Below are 22,453 nucleotides of genomic sequence, written 5' to 3'. Positions count from 1 at the left end.
TTATTTAGAGTTTTATAACAAACTCCTGCATAGCTTTTAAAATTGTTTCAAAATCATTTTTTAAGGCTACGGAGTCATTATTTAAATTATGCTCATAATCAACAGCAATATAATAACTTTTTTCGAGACCTAGTATAGAAATTTTATGTTTCAGTTTATGAACAGATTGTGCAGCATTAAAAAAATCTAATTCTTGCATGTATTTTTCATAATTTTCAACCTCTACTGGCAACTCTTTTTTTAGGATGGATAAAATTTTTGCCTTAAATTGCTCATTGTCACCAGACAATTCATTTACATAGTTTAAATTAGGTGTTTCCATGATCCTTTGGTATTGTGAAGAAAAAAGTAGTCCCTACTTTTTCTTGGCTTTCAAGCCAAATTCTTCCTTTATAAAATTCTATTATTCTTTTAACGATAGAAAGTCCTATGCCTGAGGAGTTATCGTCATTTTGTAATTTAGAAAAAATATCAAATATTTTGTGCTGGTATGCATGAGGAATACCTATACCATTGTCTTTTATTTGAAATAAATATTCTTGCTCATTTTCGGTACTGGATATCTCAATTTCTATGTGTTCTTTATCATTGTATTTAAGTGCATTTTGTATTAGATTTTGAAAGAGTTGTTTCAATCTAAAATCATTTCCCATTAAAACAGGAAGATCATTAGTTATGCTAATGTTTGCATTATTTGGAATTTCAATAGTTTTCAAGAAATCTTGCACAACAAGATTAACATCAATAATACGTTCTTCATGCGTATGATTTTCAATAGAGGAATAGTTTAAAATCCCCTTAATAAGAGAGTCCATTTTCTCTACATTTAACAAAATCCTATTCAAAGATTTTAGATTGGCTTCATTCAATAGAGACTCATTATCCTGAATAAACCAGTTGATCAAAGTATCAATACTACGCAAAGGTGCCTTTAAATCATGTGAAACCATGTGGGCATATTCATTCAATGCTTTATTTTGTTTTTCAAGATTAAACAACAATTCTTCTCTTTGTTTATTAATTTTTACAATTTCAATAGATTGTTGTTTAATATATTCAGAAGAATCAAAAACCTCTGTATTTGTTATAAAATCTTGGCCAACACTCATAGAATCAAGAATAGACTGTAAGTTTTCATTTAATTCTTTTAAGCTTTTAGCTTCATCTCGCAATTTTTGATTCGCTTCAAATAATTCATCAGAGCTAATTTTCATAGCCCTTTGCAACATCTCTATTTGGCTTTCATAATTTTGGTACGAATCATTAACTGCATTCAAAAAAATATCCAAGTCATTAAGACCTCCCGCAAGTTTTTTATCTATCTGACGTTTTAGTAATGAATGCATTATTCGCTTATTAAGGTTAATGTCATCGTTTGATTGTGTAATTCACAAGCTGTCTCCCCATTAAAAGGTGCCATTTCACCATAAGAATAAAATCCTGCAATAGGTACTTGTTGACCAATAACCTCTCTTACATGCTCTATTTCTTCTTCAACACGCTGACTCATTACCAATTTCCTACCAATACAGCTTACCAAAAGAGCTAATTCAGGGGCTGTAGTTCTATTTTTCATACCGTAATTTGCGGCAGTATTAGCACCTTGTGCAATCCCATCAACTGATGCCATCATGAGTTGAACTCTTGAATTTACAGGTACATCACCTGCAAGGATCATTGACTGTGTATCATTATCAATATTTAAAATAGTACGTACAACTGGTTCTTTCTTACCATCTGGTGTTACATTTAAAGGATACAATAAAGAGGCTTGTGGAAGTTCAATAGATTTATCTCCTAGATATTTTTTATATAAGTCTAAAGCTGGTTGACCATCAATTTCATACAATACATTTGCTACTGACTTTGTGATAACGCGCTCTGGGCCAAAAGGAATCCAACCTCCAAAACTAGCATACGAAACCTCGAATGTTGATCCATAAAAACCAATAAGAACCACTTCTCCCTCTTTTGGATCTTCCTTGTATGAGGCAAGTGTTTTTTCAAAACGTGCATCATCACCACACATACCGCCTGTAATAGATAATCCAGAGTCCTCCATATTAGTCTCAAGGCCAGAAATCAAGGAACTTCCGTTTACAAAACTCCCCTCTGAAAGTACAAATAAATGTTTAAGATTTTCCTTCGGCATTTGCTCATACAAGTGCTCACCAAGAAGTTTAGCATCTTTATTATGGTCTAAAATATTATCTCTTTTAACTATAAAACTTGATTTTTCAAACTCGATCGCTACCACCGAAATGGAATCGTCATTTACACTAGAGCCTGAAATTTCACCTGAAGTAGATCCAAAAACTAGATCCTCATACGGAAACTCATTACGAATATCTTGTAAAACCTCACTATTTGCTAATAATAGACGATTCCCAAAAACAAGTACAAGTGGGTTTAGTAATTTTGATTTTTCTTGTATATAGCTCCAGCCACCTCGGGCTAATTTACTTGCTTGAATAATTTTCATGATTCTTTTTTTAATTTCACAAAAAAAGTGGTTCCGACACCCTCTTCACTTTCTAACCAAATTTCTCCTTGATAAAAAGTAATAATTTTTTTAACTATTGATAGACCTAAACCTGTTGAATGTTTACTAGTTGTAAAAGATTTAAAGGTTTCAAATATTTTTGAATGGATTGCTTTTGGCATCCCTACACCATTATCTTTTATAGAAAAAATATAATTATCACCATCTTCAACAGCGCTAATTTCAACTAATCCTTGACTTTTATCAATATAATTTACAGCATTACCAATAAGGTTTTGAAACAATTGCTGTATCCTAAATTTATCTGCATTAATGCTAGGCAATGTACCTAAAATAGATACGCTAATGTGATCTGGCAAATGAATAATATCTATAATACCTTGAACAATTTCATGCGTATCAATAATCTCTGATTTTACAGCTTCTTTATCAATTTTAGAATACGTCAAAATTCCTTCAATAAGATGATCCATTTTTTCGACTTTATGCTCAATTAATGAAAAGTATTTTTGAGTTGGTGCGTCAAAGCTATCTACATTCTCCTCCTTAATCCAGGTAATCAATGAATTAATACTGCGTAAAGGAGATTTTAAATCATGTGATACTATTTGCGCATAATCCTCAAGTTCTTTATTGGTTTTTGCTAAATCTGATAATAAATTCTCTTTTTGGGATTCCAGCTCTTTTTGAGCGGTAACATCTTCCTCAATAGCAAAATATTTTAATATTTTCCCGGCTTTGTCATAAAGTGCCTGTCCTTGAATACGTACCCAATATTTCTCTTTGTTTTTTGAATAATTAATAATCTCACAATTAAAAGGGAGGCCCTTTTTAATTTGATTTCTCAAATAAAGAATCACTTCAGGATTGGATTCTGGACCTTGTAACAAAGCTCCTGGCCTTTGACCTATAATTTCGTCCTTAGTATACCCTGACATTCTTAAAAAACTAGCATTGGCCCATTCAATTCGACCCATTCGATCTGCAATTATAACCGAATTTAAATTTTTCTCAGCAATCAACGATAACAAATACAATTGCTGCTCTTGATTTTTTTGATCAGTAATATCAAGATGAATGCCTATGGAGCCTATTAAATTACCTTGTAAATCATAATTTGGAGCACCACTAATAAGCCATATTCTTTCTTTTTTATTTTTATCATAAACTTGCAACTCATAGGAATCTGTTAATCCATCAGATCTTAATTTATCTTTTGTCTTCAATACATTCTTACCACTTTCATTAACAAAAATTTCTATAGCATTATTCCCTATCAGCTCTTGCTGTGTATAGCCGCTCATAGTTGTAAAACCGTGATTGGCCATTGTAATGTTATTATCTAGATCAACTTCAAGCAATCCTAGATTCATATTTGCAATTATTCCTCTGTACTTTTCTTTTTCTATTTGTAAACTTTCATCGTACCTTTTTTTAAGAGAAATATCCTCAATCATGGCAAAAAATTGGGTAACCTCACCATTTGCATCAAGTATGGGCTGCCCTTTGGCCTTGACCCAAAAAGAACTACCATCTTTTCTTCCGTGCTTCAATTCAACATCAAATGGAAATCCATTATAAAAAGAACTAACCATAATATCCAACTGCTCATCATCAATATCCGAGGTTCGACCTATTTGTACTGGAGTTTTCCCTATAATTTCATCTTTAGAATAACCGGTATAGGTGGTATAAGCATCATTACACCAAAATATTTTACCATTAGGCTTGGTAAACACAATACCATTATTATTTAAACTTGCCACGAGTGACAATCTTTTTAGCTCTTCTTCGTCTTCCTTTTTTGCTGTAATATCCTCTATTAACGCAAAATATTCTTTTACATTTCCTTCACTGTCAAATAAAGGTTGCCCTTCAGCTTTTGCCCAAAACCACGTGTTATCTTTTTTATAATGTATTAATTCCTGACTAAAATGCTCCCCTTTTGCTTTAGCAATTTTTATTGCCTCAAAGGTGGATTGATCCACTAGTGCTCCTTGAAACAAATCTTCAGTGGTACGACCTATTGCTTCTTTCAAAGAGAAACCCGTAAGTTTCACAAACCCTTCATTGGCCCAATTGATAGTTCCATCTAGGGCTGTAAAAATTACCGCATTAACATTAGTACTAGCCACAAGAGACAATCTATTTATTTCTTCTTGGCTTTTTTTCTGTTCAGTTACATCACGGCCGTAAATGTTTACATAACCCAAATCCTTGAGTGTCTTGCACACAAAGGAATAATCTCTGTTATTAGTTTGCGCTTCAAAAATCCATCGATCTGTATCAAAATCAATTTTAGAAGCAATGTGTTTAAAAAATTCCTCGGTTGCATATTCTATTTCGTCATGAACAAATGTTGTTAATTTTTCTGCTGCTGGATTACGTTTCAAAAGATTTCCCTGCGTGTCAATTCGGATTAAAGGATCCGGATTTTGAGTAGGAAAAAGTGCAATATCTTGAATTTCTTTATTGGCTTGTTTTAACTTGTTTTTTTGTTCGTTAATGGTTGTCAATAATTCCTTTAATTCCTTAGAAGTATTGTCAGCATTATTAAGCACATGAAGTAAATCAATTGAAGGATCATTAGGAGCAAAATCTTCAAAAGTTAAGCCTTTATTCATCAATTCAACCATTGATGTAAACCAAGGGGAACCTACAAATAAAACATTATCTCCCATTAATTCAAACTGTCCTCTTAAATTTAGACCAGATGAACTATGTTGTAAAACAAGATGACTGTTACAATGTGACACTATTTCCTGGAACGAAAAAGTTTCTAAATATGGTCTAGTAATTTTAAATAAATCCGAAAATAATTTAGTGTTATTTAAATCATGGCACACTTTACCTAAGCTAGAACCAAAATTTATAATTTCAAAATTTGGTGCAACCAGTATGTAAAATGGAAACAATCTATTCAAACTGTTTTCATTAAAACAAAGTGCTAGATCCTTCATTATTTTACCAGTTTATTTTGAATATTTCGTGCGTACTACCTTCGTTTCTTGATTGTAGTAAAGTTATAGTCACTGGTGTTTTGTATACAATACTTAAACCTTGTATAATACCCTTTACAAAATCTTGAAGTCCCACTCTTTTTGAGTGATAGTGCAAATGAAGACCATCAGCGGTAATATCGCTTACCTTGAACTCAGGAGGTGTGAGTTTAGGATAAACAAGCATAACTCTATTGTGAAAATTAGGTAAATTGATTAAAAAATCACTTAAACTTTTACCTCCAGACTCCATTAAACCGGGATATTTCTCAGATGTGGTATGCACAACCCACCATTCTCCAAAAGCAATTAATACTTGACTTAAAGTCATGTTCATTTCTTCTGAAAGTGTAGTAGCAATTTGATAGGTTATAGCATCATCATAGACTTCATTGCTAAGAAAAAAATCTACATCTATACCGCTTTTTTCATGTACAAGCTCCCATTTTTCTCTACCAAAATTAGCAACTACTAGATCCTCTATTGATTTATTAACAATACCGTACATAATCCCTAATTTGTGATTAACTCATTTGTGCTCCAATATTCAACAAGCTTTGTAACCCTATCCACATACTCATCGTATTTTAAGGGTTTTAGTAAATACCCTGCGATACCTATTTTATAACACTCTAATAAATCAGACCTATTACTTGAAGTGGTCAATATAATGGCTGGAATGTATTTTAAATATTCATCTGACTTTAATATTCCTAAAAACTCTATTCCATTAATCTTAGGCATATTTAGATCTAAAACAATTATATCAGGAATCATTTCTTTTTCCTTTAGAATTGCAATAGCTTCCTCACCATTATTTGCTTCAACAATTTTATGGGTTGTTTTTAAATTGCTCAAAACTCTATTGAACTTCATTACTTCAATTTCATCGTCCTCTATTAGCAAAATATTCAGTGCCTTTGTCATGGTATTTAGTTGTTATTTTAAAAAACTAAAAGTACTAAAGTTATACCTAGCAATTGGACTCTATCGGTAATACTGAATTTGATATAGACCAAAACCCATTTAGTGTCGATAAGTGGTCATCATAAATTAAGCTCTACTCGAACTTTTTTAGGCAAACTTTTACAAATTAATTCATAAGAATGCTGAATCAAGTTTTTTATCATATCATCTGGAACGGATTGATTTATAGCAATCGTGTTCCAATGTATCTTACTCATATGAAAACCTGGCTGAATATCATCATATTCTGCACGCAATTCAAGAGCACGCTCGGGATCACACTTTAAGTTAACAGCTGGATTGCCTTTTTCCCATTGGCTTAAAGACGATAGCGCAAACATTTTACCGCCTACTTTAAAAACCAAAGTATCTTGATCAAAAGGGAAATGTTCTGTCACACCTTTTTTTGAAAGGCAATATTCGTAGTAGGTTTCTAAATTCATAGCTTTTGAATAAGGTATAAAACAGGTTTACTCGGACTAGCGTCATTCTCAAAAGAAGCAATCTGTAAATTCAGTACATAACTGCCATCCGTAATTTCATCAGCCACATATATCATTTCGGTAATGGTACAATCTAGTCGTGCATCAGCATTCAGGTTATGAACATCCGTTACGTTCCAGAAAGCTTTGTGTGCCACTAATTTCCCATCATCGTGTTCTTTGTCTACACTCGGTAAATCAATCAGCAAATGTTTAATTCCGCTTTCGCGAATGAAACGCGCGGCATCTTCAGCTAAATATGGCGGATTGGTATTCGAATATTTCAGATTCTTTTTGCTCTCTAAATTGGGTAATGTTCTAATAACAATTGCTTCAGGGAATTTCCCATTCAAAGCTTTTTCAATTTGATTTTTGGTAATCACTAAATCATCACCAATAATTTCCGGTTGAACCGAAATTAATTCGGCCAAAAAGAAAAACTGTTTCAAACATTGATTGATGCTGTAAAAGTCTCGGGTGATATGCCCCAAACACTCTGTGTGCGTTCCGTGTCCGTGTGGATTAAAGAAAATGTTATTAAAGTTCGTTGATGATTTCCCTTCAGATACTTTCCCAATCCAATCCCCAAAAATAACGGGTTCAATTGTTGGTTTTTCAATATACCAAGCAATTGGGTTTTCATCAGTATTGGTTAATGGAATCGAAATATCAATGGGTTTTGATAGGTCGATATTAATGTTGTTGTTGATGGTTGCTATCATTTTTCTTTAAACACTAAGTTCACAAAGAAGGCACTAGGCACACAAAAGCTTAGTGAACTTTGTGCCTTCTTTGTTTCTTTGTGGTTAATTTGCTATTCCAAATTTAAGTAAAATAAGTCTGATGCAATTCCATCTGTCAAAAACTTTCCTTTGGGTGTTGGCTTCAAGATGTTGTTTTCAATAAAAACCAAATCATCATCAAGGAATTTTTGAGATTGTTTCAATAAATATTCTAGATATTCGCTTCCAAATTCAGTTTGAATTCTAGTTAATGAAACGCCCCAAATAGTACGCAAACCCGTCATAACATATTCATTGTAACGATCTGACACCGAAAGAATTTCTATTTCATTAGGTAATTTATCCTGCTGAATACCTTTTAAATACAAGGCATTATTCGCTTTATTCCAACTACGAGTAACACCATCATAACTATGTGCCGAAGGACCAATTCCGATGTATTTTTTACCCAACCAATAAGCCGAATTATTTTTAGAAAAATAGTCTGGTTTGCCAAAGTTTGACAATTCATAGTGCACAAAACCATTGGCCTCAAGCTTGTCAACCAAAATCATAAAATGTGCCTCGGCAACTTCATCCTTGGGGGCAGTTATGGCGCCGGTTTGAATGAGTTTGTTTAATGCCGTTTTTGGTTCTACCGTTAAGGCATAACTGGAAATATGAGGAATACCAAAACTCAAGGCTGTATCGATATTTTGCTCCCATTTTTCATTGCTCATAGCAGGAATTCCGTAAATCAAATCCAATGAAATATTATCAAAATACTGAGTAGCTATTTGCAAACATTTTTTGGCTTCCGCCGAACTATGAGCACGATTCATTAACTGCAAATCCTCTTCAAAAAATGACTGAATCCCGATACTCAAACGGTTGATTTTACTTTTTGATAATTCGATAATGCGTTCCTGTGACAAGTCATCTGGATTGGCTTCGAGCGTAATTTCGGGATTCTCAATCACTACATAATGACTGTAAACTGTTTCAATCAAAAAATTAATTTCTTCTGAAGTTAAGACACTTGGCGTTCCTCCGCCAAAATAAATAGTCTCAACTTGTTCCTTTTCAAACTCGCTTTTACGCATTTGCAATTCTTTGGCAATAGCCAAAACCATCTCCTCTTTCTTCTTCATAGAAGTCGAAAAATGAAAATCACAGTAATGACAAGCCTGCTTGCAAAAGGGTATGTGTATGTAGATTCCGCTCATTTCTATAGTATTCAGTCACAGTCGCAGTTTACAGTTGCTGCGACTGAAAACTATTTCTTCACTCGTTCCTCATTTTGTTTCACAAAAGCATCCCAACCGGTATAACTTTTAGCACCAACCACTTTTCCTGAATTGAAAAAATGACAAACTGCTGCTGCCAATCCATCCGTACTATCGAGATTTTTAGGCAATTCTTTCAATCCTAAAAGCTGTTGCAGCATTTTGGCAACTTGTTCTTTTGTGGCATTTCCGTTGCCGGTAATAGCCATTTTAATTTTCTTGGGTTCATATTCCGTAATAGGGATATCTCTAGAAAGTCCCGCCGCCATGGCCACACCTTGGGCTCGACCCAACTTGAGCATCGACTGTACGTTTTTACCAAAGAAAGGCGCTTCAATTGCAATTTCATCTGGATGGTGTGTATCGATTAACTCGATCGTCCGTTCGAAAATAATTTTTAGCTTTTGATAATGATTGTCATACTTCGACAATTGCAATTCGTTCAACTGCAAAAATTGCATTTTTTTATTGACAATTTTTATCAATCCAAAACCCATAATCGTGGTTCCAGGGTCAATTCCTAATATGATGCGTTCGTTTGCCAATTCTTTTTAATTTATACTTTTTTGTTATTACACTAAGATGCTCTAAGGAACCACAAAGGTTCACTAAGCCTACCATGCTTCTACTATTTTTGTAAATCTTCGCGAATTCTTTGTGAATCTCTGTGAAATAGCTTTTTCACAATAGTTTTCCTTTACTTTGCAAAATGATTTCAATACCACACAAAACTAAGCAATTCCTCGTACTTCTAATCAAAGTTTTGATTGTGGCCGGTGCGTTTTATTTTATTTACAATCAACTAGCCCATAATGATAAATTAGATTGGCAAAAATTTATTGTGCTATTCCAAAAAAACCAATCTATTACTGGAATTGCGTTTCTTTTATTACTAAGTGCTTTGAATCGGTTTTTTGAAATATTGAAATGGCAAAACCTAGTAGCATTTATACATAAAATAACTCTAGGCGAAGCCACAAAGCAAGTTCTTGGTGCACTAACTGCTGGTCTTTTTACGCCAAACGGAGTGGGAGAATATGCCGGAAAAGCACTGTTTTTTGAAAAAAAAGAAACTAAAAAAATTATATTCCTAAACCTAATTTGCAACGGAATCCAAATGATTCTGACTGTTATTTTTGGGCTTTTTGGGTTGCTATATTTTAATGCACAATACCATGTGATTACAATAAAAACAGTTGCGTTGATTTTTGGAATGGTTTTACTCCTTTTTATCATTTTATTTTCGGTCAAAAAAATTACTATCAAAGGACATTCAATCGAAAAACTGATTCATAAAATTAATGAAATTCCAAAATCAATTCATCAGAAAAATATCTTATTGGGTATTTGCCGCTATTTCGTTTTCTCGCACCAATATTACTTTTTGTTTTTAGCTTTTGATGTTGATTTACCTTACTTCACCTTGATTGCAACAATTTCATCCGTTTATTTTTTAGCATCTTCCTTACCCACTTTTCAATTTTTAGACTTTGCCGTTAAAGGAAGTGTAGCGGTTTATTTCTTTGGAATTCTAGGCGTAAACGAATGGATTGTAATTTTTATTTCGACTTTGATGTGGTTTTTAAATGTAGTTTTACCTGTTGTAATTGGCACGTATTATGTTTTGAATTTTAATAGTAAATCCATAATAAAAGAAACTAAAACACAATAAAAAGATGCTATTCTCAATTATAGTTTCCCTCATCATACTTTTGTACTGCTTAGCAATACTGGCATTAATTTATGGTTTCAACAAAGTAAACGCTATAGATTACTTAGGCTTAAAGCCAAAAACAAAATTTTCGATTGTTGTTCCTTTCCGGAATGAAGCTGAAAATTTACCCGTTCTATTAGAAAGCTTGTGGAAGTTGCAATATCCCATAGAGCTGCTTGAGGTGATTTTAGTAGACGATGAATCTAAAGAAGAATATAAAGCACCAAGTTTCAAGTTTCAAGTTTCGGTTATTAAGAATATTCGTGTTACTAATTCGCCTAAAAAAGATGCAATTGCAACTGCTATGCAAATTGTGAACTCCAATTGGGTTATTACCACCGATGCCGATTGTATAGTCCCAGAAAACTGGTTATTAACTTTAGACAATTACATTCAGCTTCATGATGTAGCTATGATTGCTGGAGCGGTCACGTATGCGTGTACTAATTCATTTCTACATCAATTTCAGCAATTGGATTTGGCAAGTTTACAAGGCGCAACCATTGGAAGTTTTGGCATTAACAAAGGATTTATGTGTAATGGTGCTAACTTTGCCTATACCAAATCCTTTTTCCAAGAGCTCAATGGTTTTGAAGGAAATGACAAAATTGCTAGTGGTGACGATGTCTTTTTACTCCAAAAAGCAATTGCAAAATCACCCGAAAAAGTGCATTATCTAAAGTCTAAAAACAATATTATCATTACAAAACCAATGAACGATTGGAAATCTTTGTTCTACCAACGCGTTCGTTGGGCTTCTAAAACGGGTTCTTATCAAAGTAGTTTCGGAAAAGGATTGGGATTGATCGTTTTTGCTGGGAATTTGAGTTGGGTGTTGATTCTTGGATCTTGGTTCTTAGGCTTAACTACTTTTCAAGATGTCATTTTAGCATCTACTTTCAAGTTCACTGTTGATACCGTTTTGATCTACAAAACCAATCATTTTTTATCTAAAAGGAAAATGCATCATTTGATTTTAAGCAGTTTATTTTATCCTTTTTTTAGCACAAGCGTGGCTTTATATTCCCTATTTGGAAACTACGAATGGAAAGGCAGAAAATTTACTAAATAATTTTTTTATTTCTAAAAATCAAACCTGTTAAAGTAATAGCCAGTATTGTTGAAGAAATAATAGTCACAATAACATTACCTATTTGATTCAATTGTGTTCCAAAATAAAATCTAAGAGTAATAAAAACTACAGTAAAAAAAATAGACAAATACCAATAATTAAAATTAACTATTTTACCGTTTTCATATTTTTCTGGAAGTTTATAAATATAAAACAAGATCCACAACAAACCAATAACGGAACTTGAATGCTGAGCTATTTTATAAAACGGAATTGAAAAAAACTTTAGATTAAAAAAATAAAATTGTTGTACTATAAAACCATCCCAATGCGTCATTGAATCCCATACTATATGAGTAACCGCTCCTAAAAAAAAGGATATCAAAACTACAAAAAAATCACTTTTGAAATAAAACAACCAATTGAATTTTCTTAATTCCTCTACCCTATTTTGAAGAAAATGAGGCAAATTTTCAATGAAAGGACGTTTTATAATTTCATGAAAAACAAACATAACTATAAACCCAAGAGGAAAATCAATTAGAAAAATTCCTAAAAAAGTATGACTAATTTCGCTTTGTATTTTCATTCTGAAAAAATATTCAAAATCAGGAGACATAGAGCCAACTATCAAAGCGGTAGCTGATAATTTTTTATTTTTTAAAAAAGGCAAAAGTATGGCTGGGTGAGAAAATGTAAATGGCATTAACTACTCTACTTTTAAAATCACCGGAAGAACAAATTGTGTTTTCACTGGAACACCACGTTTTATGGCTGGATTAATTTTTGGAAAATCAACTAGACGAACTTTAAGTATGCTGTCAATTTTGATTTTGTCATACGCTATAGAATCTTTTGGAAATTGAGGTTCAAACTGCATCGTTGCATTTGGAAAAATAGTAACTTTAACTTCAATTGTATCCAGCTCAGGATAAAGAATTGAAAGCGTATCTACACTCAATTTCTCTTGAATCAATTGAGTTAAAACCTCAAAAAAACACTTTTGGCGTTGCTTTTTATCTTCTATTTTTTCACAATCTACCACAGATGGATACTCATCAACCTCTTTCCAATTGATGGATTTCAGCTCCTTTTCTAAAAGCTCTTGCTCTGAAGGAACAGGAGTCTCAAAATACTGACAGGAGTGAAAAATAAGAAAAACTATTAAAAGATAATATGGCTTCAAGATATGTGTATTTGCTATTTTTTTTAAAGGATAAAATTACAACTAATTTTTTTGCGAATTTTTGATTTTCAAATAATCCTCATAACTTTCAGCAAACCATTTATTCCTACTCTCCATAGCTACTGCTTTCTGGTCTGGGTATAAAGCGGCAAGACGTTCCGAGAATATTGCAATTCGAATCGTATAAGAATAAAACTCCACCTTATTTAAAACAGTTGGGCTTGCTTTTTTATCAAAAAATTCAAAAAAAAGCGCATCAAAATCTTTCATCGAAAAATTTAAAACTTTCATTTTATTCTTATTGTATATGCTATCTTTTACTAGAGCATCTTTTTGATTATCAAAACCGCCTTGAGCATAAATAGAATTACAACTACTCATAATTAGCATTAAGAACACTAAAAGTGACAAACTATTTATTGCTTTCATTTGAAAAATTCGAGTTATATTTATGTTGTACAAAAATACTAAAAATAAATTATGGATTTATTTCTTTTACTCCTTGGATTTTGTTGTGTCATTACCGGAATAATAGGGAGTTTTTTACCTGTATTACCAGGCCCTACAATTAGTTGGCTTGGGGTTGCATTACTTTATTTCACACATGCTGTACCCATGAACCACTGGATTCTTTGGAGTACCTTACTCATTACTATTGTAATTTCTATTTTAGATTATATTATTCCTGCCAAAGGAACTAAAAAATTTGGCGGCAGTAGTTATGGTGTTTGGGGTACCAATATTGGACTTGTGATTGGGATATTTGCACCAATCCCTTTTGGATTTCTTATTGGCCCTTTCTTGGGAGCTTTTATAGGCGAACTTATTTATGATTTTAAAGATCAAAACAGAGCTCTAAAAGCCGCTACTGGCTCTTTCATTGGCTTCCTGGCCTCTAGCTTCATGAAGTTTGTACTTTGCATGGTTTTTTTAGGACTCTATATTTGGATTGTTTGGCAATACAAAGCAGTTTTGTTTTGATTTACGACATGTAAACTAAATACACATATCCATTACTATTTGAATTTGACAAAAACAAAAAAAGCTTTTCAATTAAGAAAAGCTTTTTTATTACTGGCGGTCTGGACGGGACTCGAACCCGCGACCCCATGCGTGACAGGCATGTATTCTAACCAACTGAACTACCAAACCAGCATTATTTTATATATTTTTTGATTCTAAAATTTAATTGATTAACGAAAGCAATTGAAGCTCAAACAATTAAAAACCAACCTCTTTTCAATCTAAAAATTAAAACCCTTCCTTCAAATTAAATCAAAAAAGCTATTCGCCGAGGCGAAAAGCTTTTCATTGGTCTAACTACTAAACCCGCTACGAGTTACAAATTCGTAGCAAACAACACAACTAACGTTAAAAACCGTAAAGGGGCAAAAAAGCCTTTCTGTTACGAAAGGCTTTCCCCAATATTGCGGTCTGGACGGGACTCGAACCCGCGACCCCATGCGTGACAGGCATGTATTCTAACCAACTGAACTACCAAACCTCTGCGTTATTGCGGTGGCAAAGATACAATAGATTTCCGTTTGCGCAAGCGTTTTTTTAAAATAATTTCAAAAAAATTATCACTTATTATCCAAAGTTTTGTTTTTCAGCTAAATATGTCATCATTATTTTTTCAAAATTTTCATCTACATGAACTGGAACGTACTTAATTCTGTTTTGTGAGCAAGTCAAAGACAGTTTTTTTAAGTATAATTGCATCTGATTTTGATATTCTTCTTGAACCGTATCTGAAAAAACAGCAACTTCTTCTCCTGTTTCCACATCAACAAACTTCCTAGGTGTGTTGTCAAATTCAAAATCAAGCTCTGTCTTGCCATCAATTACATGAAACAAGACTACTTTATGCTTATTGTGCTTTAAATGCTGCAGGGCGCTAAATAAGGCTTGTTCTTTTTTAGAATCAACAGACTCGTCAAAACTCTGAAACATATCCGTAAACAAGATAATCATAGACCTACGATGCATCTTCTCGGCTATTTGATGTAAATATGTTACGGTATCTGTATTTTTTGCAACCGTAGGCTTTTGGAGTAAGCCTTCAAGGGCATTCAAAATCATTCTGTGGTGTCGGTCACTTCCTTTCTCTGGCGCATAGTACTCATACGTATCCGAAAAAACACTTAAACCAACTGCATCTCTCTGTTTCTTTAATAAATTCATCAATACCGCTGAGGCCAATACTGAAAACCCTATCTTGTTCTCAAAAAAGTTTTGGTTCGCTAACAATTGAGGATAATACATAGAAGAAGAATTATCAATTACAATATGACATCTTAAATTAGTCTCTTCTTCATAACGTTTGGTATACAACCTATCGGTTTTAGCATACAACTTCCAGTCAATATGCTTTGTACTCTCGCCAGCATTATACACTTTATGCTCAGCAAACTCTGCCGAAAAGCCATGAAACGGACTCTTGTGCATGCCTGAAATAAACCCCTCAACAACCTGATTGGCTAATAATTCAAGATGCTGGAAACTAGTAATTTTTTCTATTTGCGATTCAATCTTCATAATCCAAATATATTAAAAGATTAAATGATTTAAAAATTAAAGCGATACATAACAAGATTAGCCCAAAATAAAACACAAAACTGTTCTTAAACAAAAAAAAGGTTTGACTTGCGCCAAACCTTTTATATATCTAAAATTGATTCTAAAACTTCAATGTTAATTACAACAAAGCGTCAAGACTATCTGCATACGTTTGCTTAGGAGCAACTCCTACTTGCTTTCCTACTACTTCTCCGTTATGAAAAACCAATACTGTTGGGATGTTTCTAACGCCGTATTTTGCAGCAAATTCTTGATTTGCATCAACATCAACCTTACCAACAACCACTTTCCCTTCGTATTCGTTGCTTAATTCATCAATGATTGGACCTACCATTCTACATGGTCCACACCATGCTGCCCAAAAATCTACCATTACCGGTTTGTCTGATTTCAAAACTACTTCTTCAAAAGTAGCATCTGTTATTGCTAATGCCATAATATATAATTTAAGTTTATCATTTGAATCTTTAAACATTCAAACTAGAATACAAATTTAGAAATTAAAAACAAATCAATCACTATTCCCAAATTAGTTTTGACTATTAATCTATTATCAATTCCTATTTACTTAGTTTACTCCAATAATTTATTTTCTTTTGGAGCTTTTTCCTGCTCTACGCTGTATTCCCGATAAATAAAAACTACGGCAAAAAAGCCTTGTTTTTCTAAATCGGGAGATGCCGCTTCCATCAGGGCTAACTCTGTAATCAAATTAACAGAATTAAGCCATTTTTTTTCAATTATGTTACTAATTCTAAAGATATTTCACAGCTAACATAATTTAAGTTACTCTTCGTTTTAAATACTAGTTCTAATTCATAGTGATATTCAAAAATATTTAAATACTTTTAATAAAATACATCGATAAAACGAACATAGTTATCAACAAATACAGACTAGTCACAAAATTAAATTACCTTAAACTTTTTTTAAACTAAATAATAAATTCAAAGCACTTACGGATTAGACCTACTATTATTTTCCTTTTAGTCTATACACTTTAATTCTACATATTTTTTTTTTAAACTATCATATATTAATCCAAAAAAAATTATTTTTGCCGAATAAACAATTTATCAAAATATAATGAACAAAATTTTATTTTTTATTTTAATGCTAGTTACAACGACCGCATCTGCTCAGTATTATGTTTCAGTGTCAGGTGGCTATTCTATACCTAGCTCAAGAATGATGCTAGGAACTTCATTGAATAGTGACCAATCTATCGCAACAGTAAAAAAGGGTAGTTACGGCGAAGGATTCAATACTCAATTTAGAGCTGGATATTTTTTTTCTGAAACTTTTGGAGTAGAGTTAGGATTTGCATACCTGCATGGTGATGACCAAAACGTAGATTCTTACAGAACTAATGTATCTGCCGCTAATGTTACTTCAATTGTGGAGCGAACTACAGGTACTGCGCATGCACGTGCATACGGATTAAACCTTGCCTTAATTTACAACTTTAACGATAATATTTATGGTAAATTTGGGGCGATTACAAAAATTGCGGGAGCAACTAAAGCTGAGTTTGTAAAAACAACCAATACAGCTTTTGGACCAATTATAGCAACAGGAAAAATAGATTATAGCGGAAGACTTCCACTAGGTTTTACAGCTTCTCTTGGGTACAAACATAAAATTTCTAGTAATGTAAGCTTATTTGCTGAATTAGAATATTTAGGTATCAATCTAACAAGAGACTCATCAGAATACACTAAATTAGCAGTTGCATATCCAGCAGTTCCACAAGGTTCTTTAGGTGGAGGCCAACCAGCTCAAACAATACCAGCCTATACATGGCAATTGGGTCAGGCCAATCATCCTGTATTCCCAACACCTACAAAGGACATTGAATATGTTGATTCTTTAGACCCATTAAATAAAGATCAATCAAAATCATTAACCTCTGTAGTCCCTTATTCTTCTTTTGGACTTAATATTGGTGTTATTTATTCTTTTGGAAAATAATTCACATCTCATTTTTAAACAAAAATGTCTCGCTAATGCGAGACATTTTTGTTTAAAATAACCATAACTAAACTAAAACAGCAATTTTAGATAATCATCATCTTTCATAACTATTCAAATAACTAACGTAATTAAATGATATTAATTCAATTTAAAGTTTACTTGCATTTTCTCCAATGCTATCAGTAACTCATTTGAAATTCTAACTTTCAATTTTCTACTAGCCATTGCTAGCTTTGTAACTACTTTTATCTCCTCAACCTCTTCAACTTTTACAACTGTAGATGCTTCAGCTAGTTCTCCATTTACAGCATCAACCTCTTCTAAATCATCTGCAAAACTTATTTCTTCTGGATCTATATCTGGTGTAGCAACCGGAACAAGTTTTTTTATTTTTTCTAGCTCCATTACTTCAAATGAAACGGTGTTATCTCCTTTATACTCCTGAAAAAGTCGACTTAAATTGTGAATAAAATCAGCATGTAAATCATTTATGTTAAGATATAAAATGAGTTTTTTGGCAAACGTAGCCAATACATCCTGCAATTGCTTAACCTCTACAAATTGCATTCTTGGCTCACTTTTTTTGCCTGTATCTTGATTGACCCAACCTTCTTTAATGAGCACTTTTATAAATACAAATTGATTATTGTATAAAAAATGATAAAACTTGAGGTACTCTTCTCCAAAAATTTTGAACTCAAAACTTTCTTCAAATCCTTCCAGTGTAAATATTGCCCAATCCTTACCATTCTTAGCTGTTCGGCGTTGAAAATTACTTACAATACCTGCAAAAGTTAAATTCTTACCTACATATTGTTCCATATTTCTGAGCGCATCTAAACGAGCATTGCAAAAATATTTCATTTCAAATCTAAAATCATCCAGCGGATGCCCAGAAATATAAATACCTACAACCTCCTTTTCTCTTGATAACTTTTCCATCGTACTCCAATCTTCACATGGAGGCACAACTGGCTCAGCAATTTGCACCTCGCTAGCATCGCCAAACAAACTTACCTGAGAGGAATTTTCGTTTTCCTGGAACTTAGCACCATACCGAATCGCTTTTTCGTAAAACGTTATTCCGTCTCCATCATCATGAAAGTATTGCGCTCTCGTTGTATCGCCAAAAGAGTCAAATCCCCCAGCCAAGGCTAAGTTTTCTAACGCTTTTTTATTGGCAGCACGTAAATCAATTCGTTTGGTCAAATCAAAAATGGACTTGTATTTCCCGTCTTTTCTTTTCTCCACTATGGTTGCAACCGCTCCAGAACCGACACCCTTTATAGCTCCCATCCCAAAACGTACCGCATAATCATCATTTACAGTAAATTTATAGAATGATTCATTTACATCAGGACCCAAAACTTGCAAGCCCATTCGCTTACACTCTTCCATAAAGAACGAAACTTGTTTGATATCACTCATATTATTAGACAGTACCGCAGCCATATACTCCGCAGGATAATTTGCTTTTAAGTAAGCCGTTTGATAAGCAATCCAAGCATAACAGGTAGAGTGGGATTTATTAAAGGCATATTCTGCAAAGGCTTCCCAGTCTTTCCAAATTTTCTCCAGTTTATCTTCGGCATGCCCTTTGGCGGCAGCCTGACTGATAAATTTAGGTTTCATTTTGTCCAAAACGTCCTTTTGCTTTTTTCCCATTGCTTTACGCAAAACATCGGCATCACCCTTAGAGAAATCAGCCAGTTTTTGGGATAAAAGCATTACTTGCTCTTGATAAACGGTAATTCCGTAGGTATCCTTAAGTAATTCTTCGCAAGCTTCAAGATCGTAAATAATCTCTTCCTCACCATTTTTTCGCTTGACGAAACTCGGAATATAAGCTATCGGACCCGGACGGTATAAGGCATTCATGGCAATTAAATCCGGAAAAACCGTAGGCTTTAACTCCTTCATGTATTTTTGCATTCCGGGACTTTCATACTGAAAAATTCCAACCGTTTCACCGCGCTGAAAAAGCTCGTATGTTTTTAGATCATCAATAGGAAACTCATCTGGATTGAGCTCAATTCCGCTGCGGTATTTTACTAGCTTAACGGTATCTTTTATCAACGTTAGGGTCTTCAAACCCAAGAAGTCCATCTTTAATAAACCAGCGCTCTCTACCACCGAGTTATCAAATTGAGTCACATACAAATCCGAATCTTTGGCCGTAGCCACAGGAACAAAATTAGTAATATCACTTGGTGTAATAATCACTCCACAAGCGTGAATCCCCGTATTTCTTAGATTCCCCTCTAAAACTTTGGCTTGCTGAATGGTTTCACCTCCTAGGTCATCTTCACTTGCAAGTCCTATTAATTCTTTTATTTTATCATACTCTTCCGGACGAACCGCCTTTTTTATGATGTCTTCTTTTTCATTTAAAAACCGAGCTAAATTCCACTTAGACGGCATCATTCCCGGAATCAATTTCGCAATTTTATCTGCTTCAAAAAGTGGTAAATCTAGTACACGAGCAGTATCACGAATTGCTGATTTGGTAGCCATTTTACCATAGGTGATAATTTGCGCCACTTGCTTGGAACCGTATTTTCGGATCACATAATCCATCACACTGCTTCGGCCTTCATCATCAAAATCGATATCAATATCGGGTAATGACACACGATCCGGATTCAGGAAACGCTCAAAAAGCAAGTTGTACTTTAAAGGATCTATATTGGTAATTTTCAAACAATAAGCCACCACAGAACCCGCCGCAGAACCCCTTCCTGGACCTACCGAAACGCCCATACTACGTGCTTCGGCAATTAAATCCTGTACAATCAGGAAATAACCCGGATAACCCGAATTAGAAATCGTCAACAATTCAAAATCCAATCGCTCTTGAATTTCATCGTTAATTACGGGATATCTTTTTTTAGCTCCTTCAAAAGTAAGATGTCTTAAATAGGCATTTTCACCGCGCACTCCGCCATCAACGGCGTCTTCGGGATTATTAAATTCAACTGGAATTTCAAACTTTGGAAGCAATACTTCTCGTGCCAAATCATAAATTTCAATTTTATCTACAATCTCCGAAATATTTGAAATCGCCTCTGGTAAATTAGCAAAGAGTTGCTTCATTTCGTCCCCAGACTTGAAATAGTACTCTTGATTTGGCAATCCATAACGATAACCGCGACCACGACCAATAGGTGTAGTTTGTTTTTCACCATCACGCACACAAAGCAAAATATCATGTGCATTCGAATTTTCTTTGTCTATATAAAAGATATTGTTTGTAGCCACAATTTTGACCTCATGCTTTCTGGCTAAAGCAACCAAAGAAGTATTCACCCTATTTTCATCTTCTTGATTGTGGCGCATGACCTCAATATAAAAATCGTCCTTGAATTCATTTTTCCACCAGATCAAGGCTTCTTCGGCTTGGTTTTCACCAATGTTTAAAATCTTATTTGGTATTTCTCCGTACAAGTTTCCAGACAAAACAATAATATCTTCTTTGAATTCCTGAATGACTTTTCGATCAATTCTAGGCACATAATAGAATCCTTCTGTGTATGCAATAGAGGACATTTTAGCTAAATTATGGTATCCTTTTTTGGTCTTCGCCAAAAGGACTATTTGGTACCCATTATCCTTAACCGACTTATTTTTATGGTCTTCACACACAAAAAATTCGCAACCAACGATAGGTTTCATAGGAACTTCGGTAGGTTCCTCACCGTTTTCAACAGCTGCTTTATTTTTTGCCACAGCTGCTTTGTTGTGATTTAAAATATCACGCACAAAATGAAACGCTCCCATCAAATTCGCATGATCGGTCATGGCAACCGCAGGCATTTTTTGTTGGGCTGCCGCTTTTACTAATGCCGCAATGCTAATGGTAGATTGCAATACCGAAAACTGGGTATGATTGTGCAAATGAACAAAGGGCGCATCAACTAAAACTTTCTTATTCTCCGAAAGGTCCTCTTTTGAAACCGTTGGCGCTTGCTTATCGCCAAATTGTTGTCGGATTTTATCTGAAGCCTCTTTTAAATTGATATGTTTTAACCCAATGAGTTTGATTTCGGTTGGGTTTTTACTTTGGAAATCTTTGAAATAAGAAACTGGAACATCTAGTTCTTCTTTCGTAAAAATTTCACGACGAATTAATTCTAAAAAACAGCGTGTTGTTGCCTCCACATCGGCAGTAGCGTTGTGTGCTTCGCCGAAAGGTTTATTAAAAAGATACGAGTGCAACTCTGTCAACGTAGGCAATTTGAATTTGCCTCCTCGACCACCCGGCAATTTCAATAAGGATGCAGTAATTTCAGTACACGTATCTAGAATAGGCATGGAACTCATTTGGCTCTCCACTCCCATTCGATAAAATTCGCAACCCATAATATTGATATCAAAACCTAAATTTTGACCCACAATAAACTTCGCTTTACCTAAGGCTACGTTGAATTTCTCTAAAACTTCAGACAATGAAACGCCATTGGCCTCTGCCAATTCAGTAGAGATACCGTGAATTCGTTCCGCATCATACGGAATGTTAAAACCTTCGGGCTTGACCAAATAATCTTGATGCTCGATGAGTTTTCCCATTTCATCATGCAACTGCCAAGCAATTTGTATACATCTTGGCCAATTGTCTGTATCTGAAATAGGTGCGCCCCAGCGTTTTGGTAATCCTGTGGTTTCGGTATCGAATATTAAGTACATAAATCCCCTCCCCAGCCCTCCCCAAAGGGAAGGGTGCCTAAACCCATAGATTTAGACAGTGTATTTAACTGGTTTTAAACACTTTAAAATTAATGAAAGTAGCAAAAAATGAATTTCAAATTTAGTTTTTTTTGAGTAGAACTGAAGCTATGTTAACAATAAAAAACAAATTTATTTTCCAAGACTATTCTCCTACTAAAACAAATGTCAATTAGAACAAATGGCTTTAATCGTAATTTATAATAAACATAAAAGACCACATATTGATTTTTGGATGTCGTAGTAT

The 22,453-nt window shown here is 33.9% G+C and carries 21 protein-coding genes and 2 tRNA genes; 4 read left to right on the top strand and 19 right to left on the bottom strand.

Annotated features, from left to right (window positions below):
• Positions 1-4 precede the first annotated feature (4 nt).
• From FPG59_RS01460 to ruvC, 10 genes are all read right to left on the bottom strand, one after another.
• Positions 5-322, bottom strand: a complete 318-nt coding sequence (locus FPG59_RS01460) for a histidine kinase (protein WP_086452839.1) — start codon at positions 320-322, stop codon at positions 5-7.
• The gene (locus FPG59_RS01455) at positions 309-1,346 is read right to left on the bottom strand and encodes an ATP-binding protein (protein ID WP_086452838.1); all 1,038 of its coding nucleotides are present in this window, start codon (positions 1,344-1,346) and stop codon (positions 309-311) included. The genes FPG59_RS01460 and FPG59_RS01455 overlap by 14 nt, the downstream gene beginning before the upstream one ends.
• Positions 1,346-2,482, bottom strand: coding sequence for an FIST signal transduction protein (locus tag FPG59_RS01450; RefSeq protein WP_086452837.1), 1,137 nt, complete (start codon positions 2,480-2,482; stop codon positions 1,346-1,348). Before FPG59_RS01450 ends, FPG59_RS01455 begins: the two co-directional genes overlap by 1 nt.
• Positions 2,479-5,463, bottom strand: a complete 2,985-nt coding sequence (locus FPG59_RS01445) for a PAS domain S-box protein (protein WP_086452836.1) — start codon at positions 5,461-5,463, stop codon at positions 2,479-2,481. The genes FPG59_RS01450 and FPG59_RS01445 overlap by 4 nt, the downstream gene beginning before the upstream one ends.
• A 4-nt stretch (positions 5,464-5,467) precedes the next feature.
• Positions 5,468-6,010 (bottom strand): heme NO-binding domain-containing protein, encoded by a 543-nt coding sequence (locus FPG59_RS01440; RefSeq protein ID WP_086452835.1) that lies wholly within the window; start codon positions 6,008-6,010, stop codon positions 5,468-5,470.
• Between the two features lie 5 nt (positions 6,011-6,015).
• Positions 6,016-6,429 carry a response regulator gene (locus tag FPG59_RS01435; protein ID WP_086452834.1) on the bottom strand — a complete coding sequence of 138 codons (414 nt, stop codon included), beginning with the start codon at positions 6,427-6,429 and terminating at the stop codon, positions 6,016-6,018.
• Between the two features lie 119 nt (positions 6,430-6,548).
• A complete protein-coding gene (locus FPG59_RS01430; RefSeq protein WP_086452833.1) occupies positions 6,549-6,911 on the bottom strand; it encodes an MmcQ/YjbR family DNA-binding protein in 363 nt (120 codons plus the stop codon).
• Entirely contained in the window at positions 6,908-7,672 is a 765-nt protein-coding gene (locus tag FPG59_RS01425) for a cyclase family protein (protein WP_086452832.1), read from the bottom strand. Before FPG59_RS01425 ends, FPG59_RS01430 begins: the two co-directional genes overlap by 4 nt.
• Before the next feature lie 92 nt (positions 7,673-7,764).
• The gene (hemW, locus tag FPG59_RS01420; protein WP_086452831.1) at positions 7,765-8,898 is read right to left on the bottom strand and encodes a radical SAM family heme chaperone HemW; all 1,134 of its coding nucleotides are present in this window, start codon (positions 8,896-8,898) and stop codon (positions 7,765-7,767) included.
• A gap of 50 nt (positions 8,899-8,948) precedes the next feature.
• Positions 8,949-9,503 carry a crossover junction endodeoxyribonuclease RuvC gene (gene ruvC / locus FPG59_RS01415; RefSeq protein WP_086452830.1) on the bottom strand — a complete coding sequence of 185 codons (555 nt, stop codon included), beginning with the start codon at positions 9,501-9,503 and terminating at the stop codon, positions 8,949-8,951.
• Positions 9,504-9,667: 164 nt separating this feature from the next.
• Between ruvC and FPG59_RS01410 the strand changes: the two genes are divergently transcribed.
• Positions 9,668-10,630, top strand: coding sequence for a lysylphosphatidylglycerol synthase domain-containing protein (locus tag FPG59_RS01410; RefSeq protein WP_086452829.1), 963 nt, complete (start codon positions 9,668-9,670; stop codon positions 10,628-10,630).
• Positions 10,631-10,634: 4 nt separating this feature from the next.
• Positions 10,635-11,744, top strand: a complete 1,110-nt coding sequence (locus FPG59_RS01405; protein WP_086452828.1) for a glycosyltransferase — start codon at positions 10,635-10,637, stop codon at positions 11,742-11,744.
• On the opposite strand, the gene FPG59_RS01400 is transcribed toward FPG59_RS01405, so the two are convergent.
• From FPG59_RS01400 to FPG59_RS01390, 3 genes are read right to left on the bottom strand one after another with little or no spacing between them, the layout of a single operon-like run.
• A complete protein-coding gene (locus tag FPG59_RS01400) occupies positions 11,737-12,450 on the bottom strand; it encodes a DUF4184 family protein (protein ID WP_086452827.1) in 714 nt (237 codons plus the stop codon). The genes FPG59_RS01405 and FPG59_RS01400 overlap by 8 nt on opposite strands.
• 3 nt (positions 12,451-12,453) lie before the next feature.
• Positions 12,454-12,930, bottom strand: a complete 477-nt coding sequence (locus FPG59_RS01395) for a hypothetical protein (RefSeq protein ID WP_086452826.1) — start codon at positions 12,928-12,930, stop codon at positions 12,454-12,456.
• 42 nt (positions 12,931-12,972) lie between these two features.
• Positions 12,973-13,359: a hypothetical protein gene (locus FPG59_RS01390; protein WP_086452825.1), complete on the bottom strand. Its 387-nt coding sequence runs from the start codon at positions 13,357-13,359 to the stop codon at positions 12,973-12,975.
• Positions 13,360-13,410: 51 nt separating this feature from the next.
• Between FPG59_RS01390 and FPG59_RS01385 the strand changes: the two genes are divergently transcribed.
• The gene (locus FPG59_RS01385) at positions 13,411-13,911 is read left to right on the top strand and encodes a DUF456 domain-containing protein (RefSeq protein ID WP_086452824.1); all 501 of its coding nucleotides are present in this window, start codon (positions 13,411-13,413) and stop codon (positions 13,909-13,911) included.
• 94 nt (positions 13,912-14,005) lie between these two features.
• Here FPG59_RS01385 and FPG59_RS01380 read toward each other — a convergent pair.
• The 5 genes from FPG59_RS01380 to FPG59_RS16505 form a co-directional block, all read right to left on the bottom strand.
• Positions 14,006-14,082 (bottom strand) — tRNA-Asp (locus tag FPG59_RS01380).
• A 278-nt stretch (positions 14,083-14,360) separates the two neighbouring features.
• Positions 14,361-14,434, bottom strand: a tRNA-Asp gene (locus FPG59_RS01375).
• A gap of 86 nt (positions 14,435-14,520) precedes the next feature.
• Positions 14,521-15,468: a DUF58 domain-containing protein gene (locus FPG59_RS01370; RefSeq protein ID WP_086452823.1), complete on the bottom strand. Its 948-nt coding sequence runs from the start codon at positions 15,466-15,468 to the stop codon at positions 14,521-14,523.
• A 160-nt stretch (positions 15,469-15,628) separates the two neighbouring features.
• Positions 15,629-15,946 carry a thioredoxin gene (trxA, locus tag FPG59_RS01365; protein WP_024980008.1) on the bottom strand — a complete coding sequence of 106 codons (318 nt, stop codon included), beginning with the start codon at positions 15,944-15,946 and terminating at the stop codon, positions 15,629-15,631.
• A gap of 137 nt (positions 15,947-16,083) precedes the next feature.
• Entirely contained in the window at positions 16,084-16,221 is a 138-nt protein-coding gene (locus tag FPG59_RS16505; RefSeq protein WP_176330672.1) for a hypothetical protein, read from the bottom strand.
• A 375-nt stretch (positions 16,222-16,596) separates the two neighbouring features.
• On the opposite strand from FPG59_RS16505, the gene FPG59_RS01360 reads away from it, so the two are divergent.
• Positions 16,597-17,481 (top strand): outer membrane beta-barrel protein, encoded by an 885-nt coding sequence (locus FPG59_RS01360; RefSeq protein WP_086452822.1) that lies wholly within the window; start codon positions 16,597-16,599, stop codon positions 17,479-17,481.
• Between the two features lie 141 nt (positions 17,482-17,622).
• Here FPG59_RS01360 and dnaE read toward each other — a convergent pair whose 3' ends face one another.
• Positions 17,623-22,167 carry a DNA polymerase III subunit alpha gene (gene dnaE / locus FPG59_RS01355; protein WP_086452821.1) on the bottom strand — a complete coding sequence of 1,515 codons (4,545 nt, stop codon included), beginning with the start codon at positions 22,165-22,167 and terminating at the stop codon, positions 17,623-17,625.
• Positions 22,168-22,453 lie beyond the last annotated feature (286 nt).

Source organism: Flavobacterium sp. FPG59, from assembly GCF_002150205.1.
GTDB lineage: Bacteria > Bacteroidota > Bacteroidia > Flavobacteriales > Flavobacteriaceae > Flavobacterium.
This window is presented reverse-complemented; position numbering and strand designations above follow the sequence as displayed.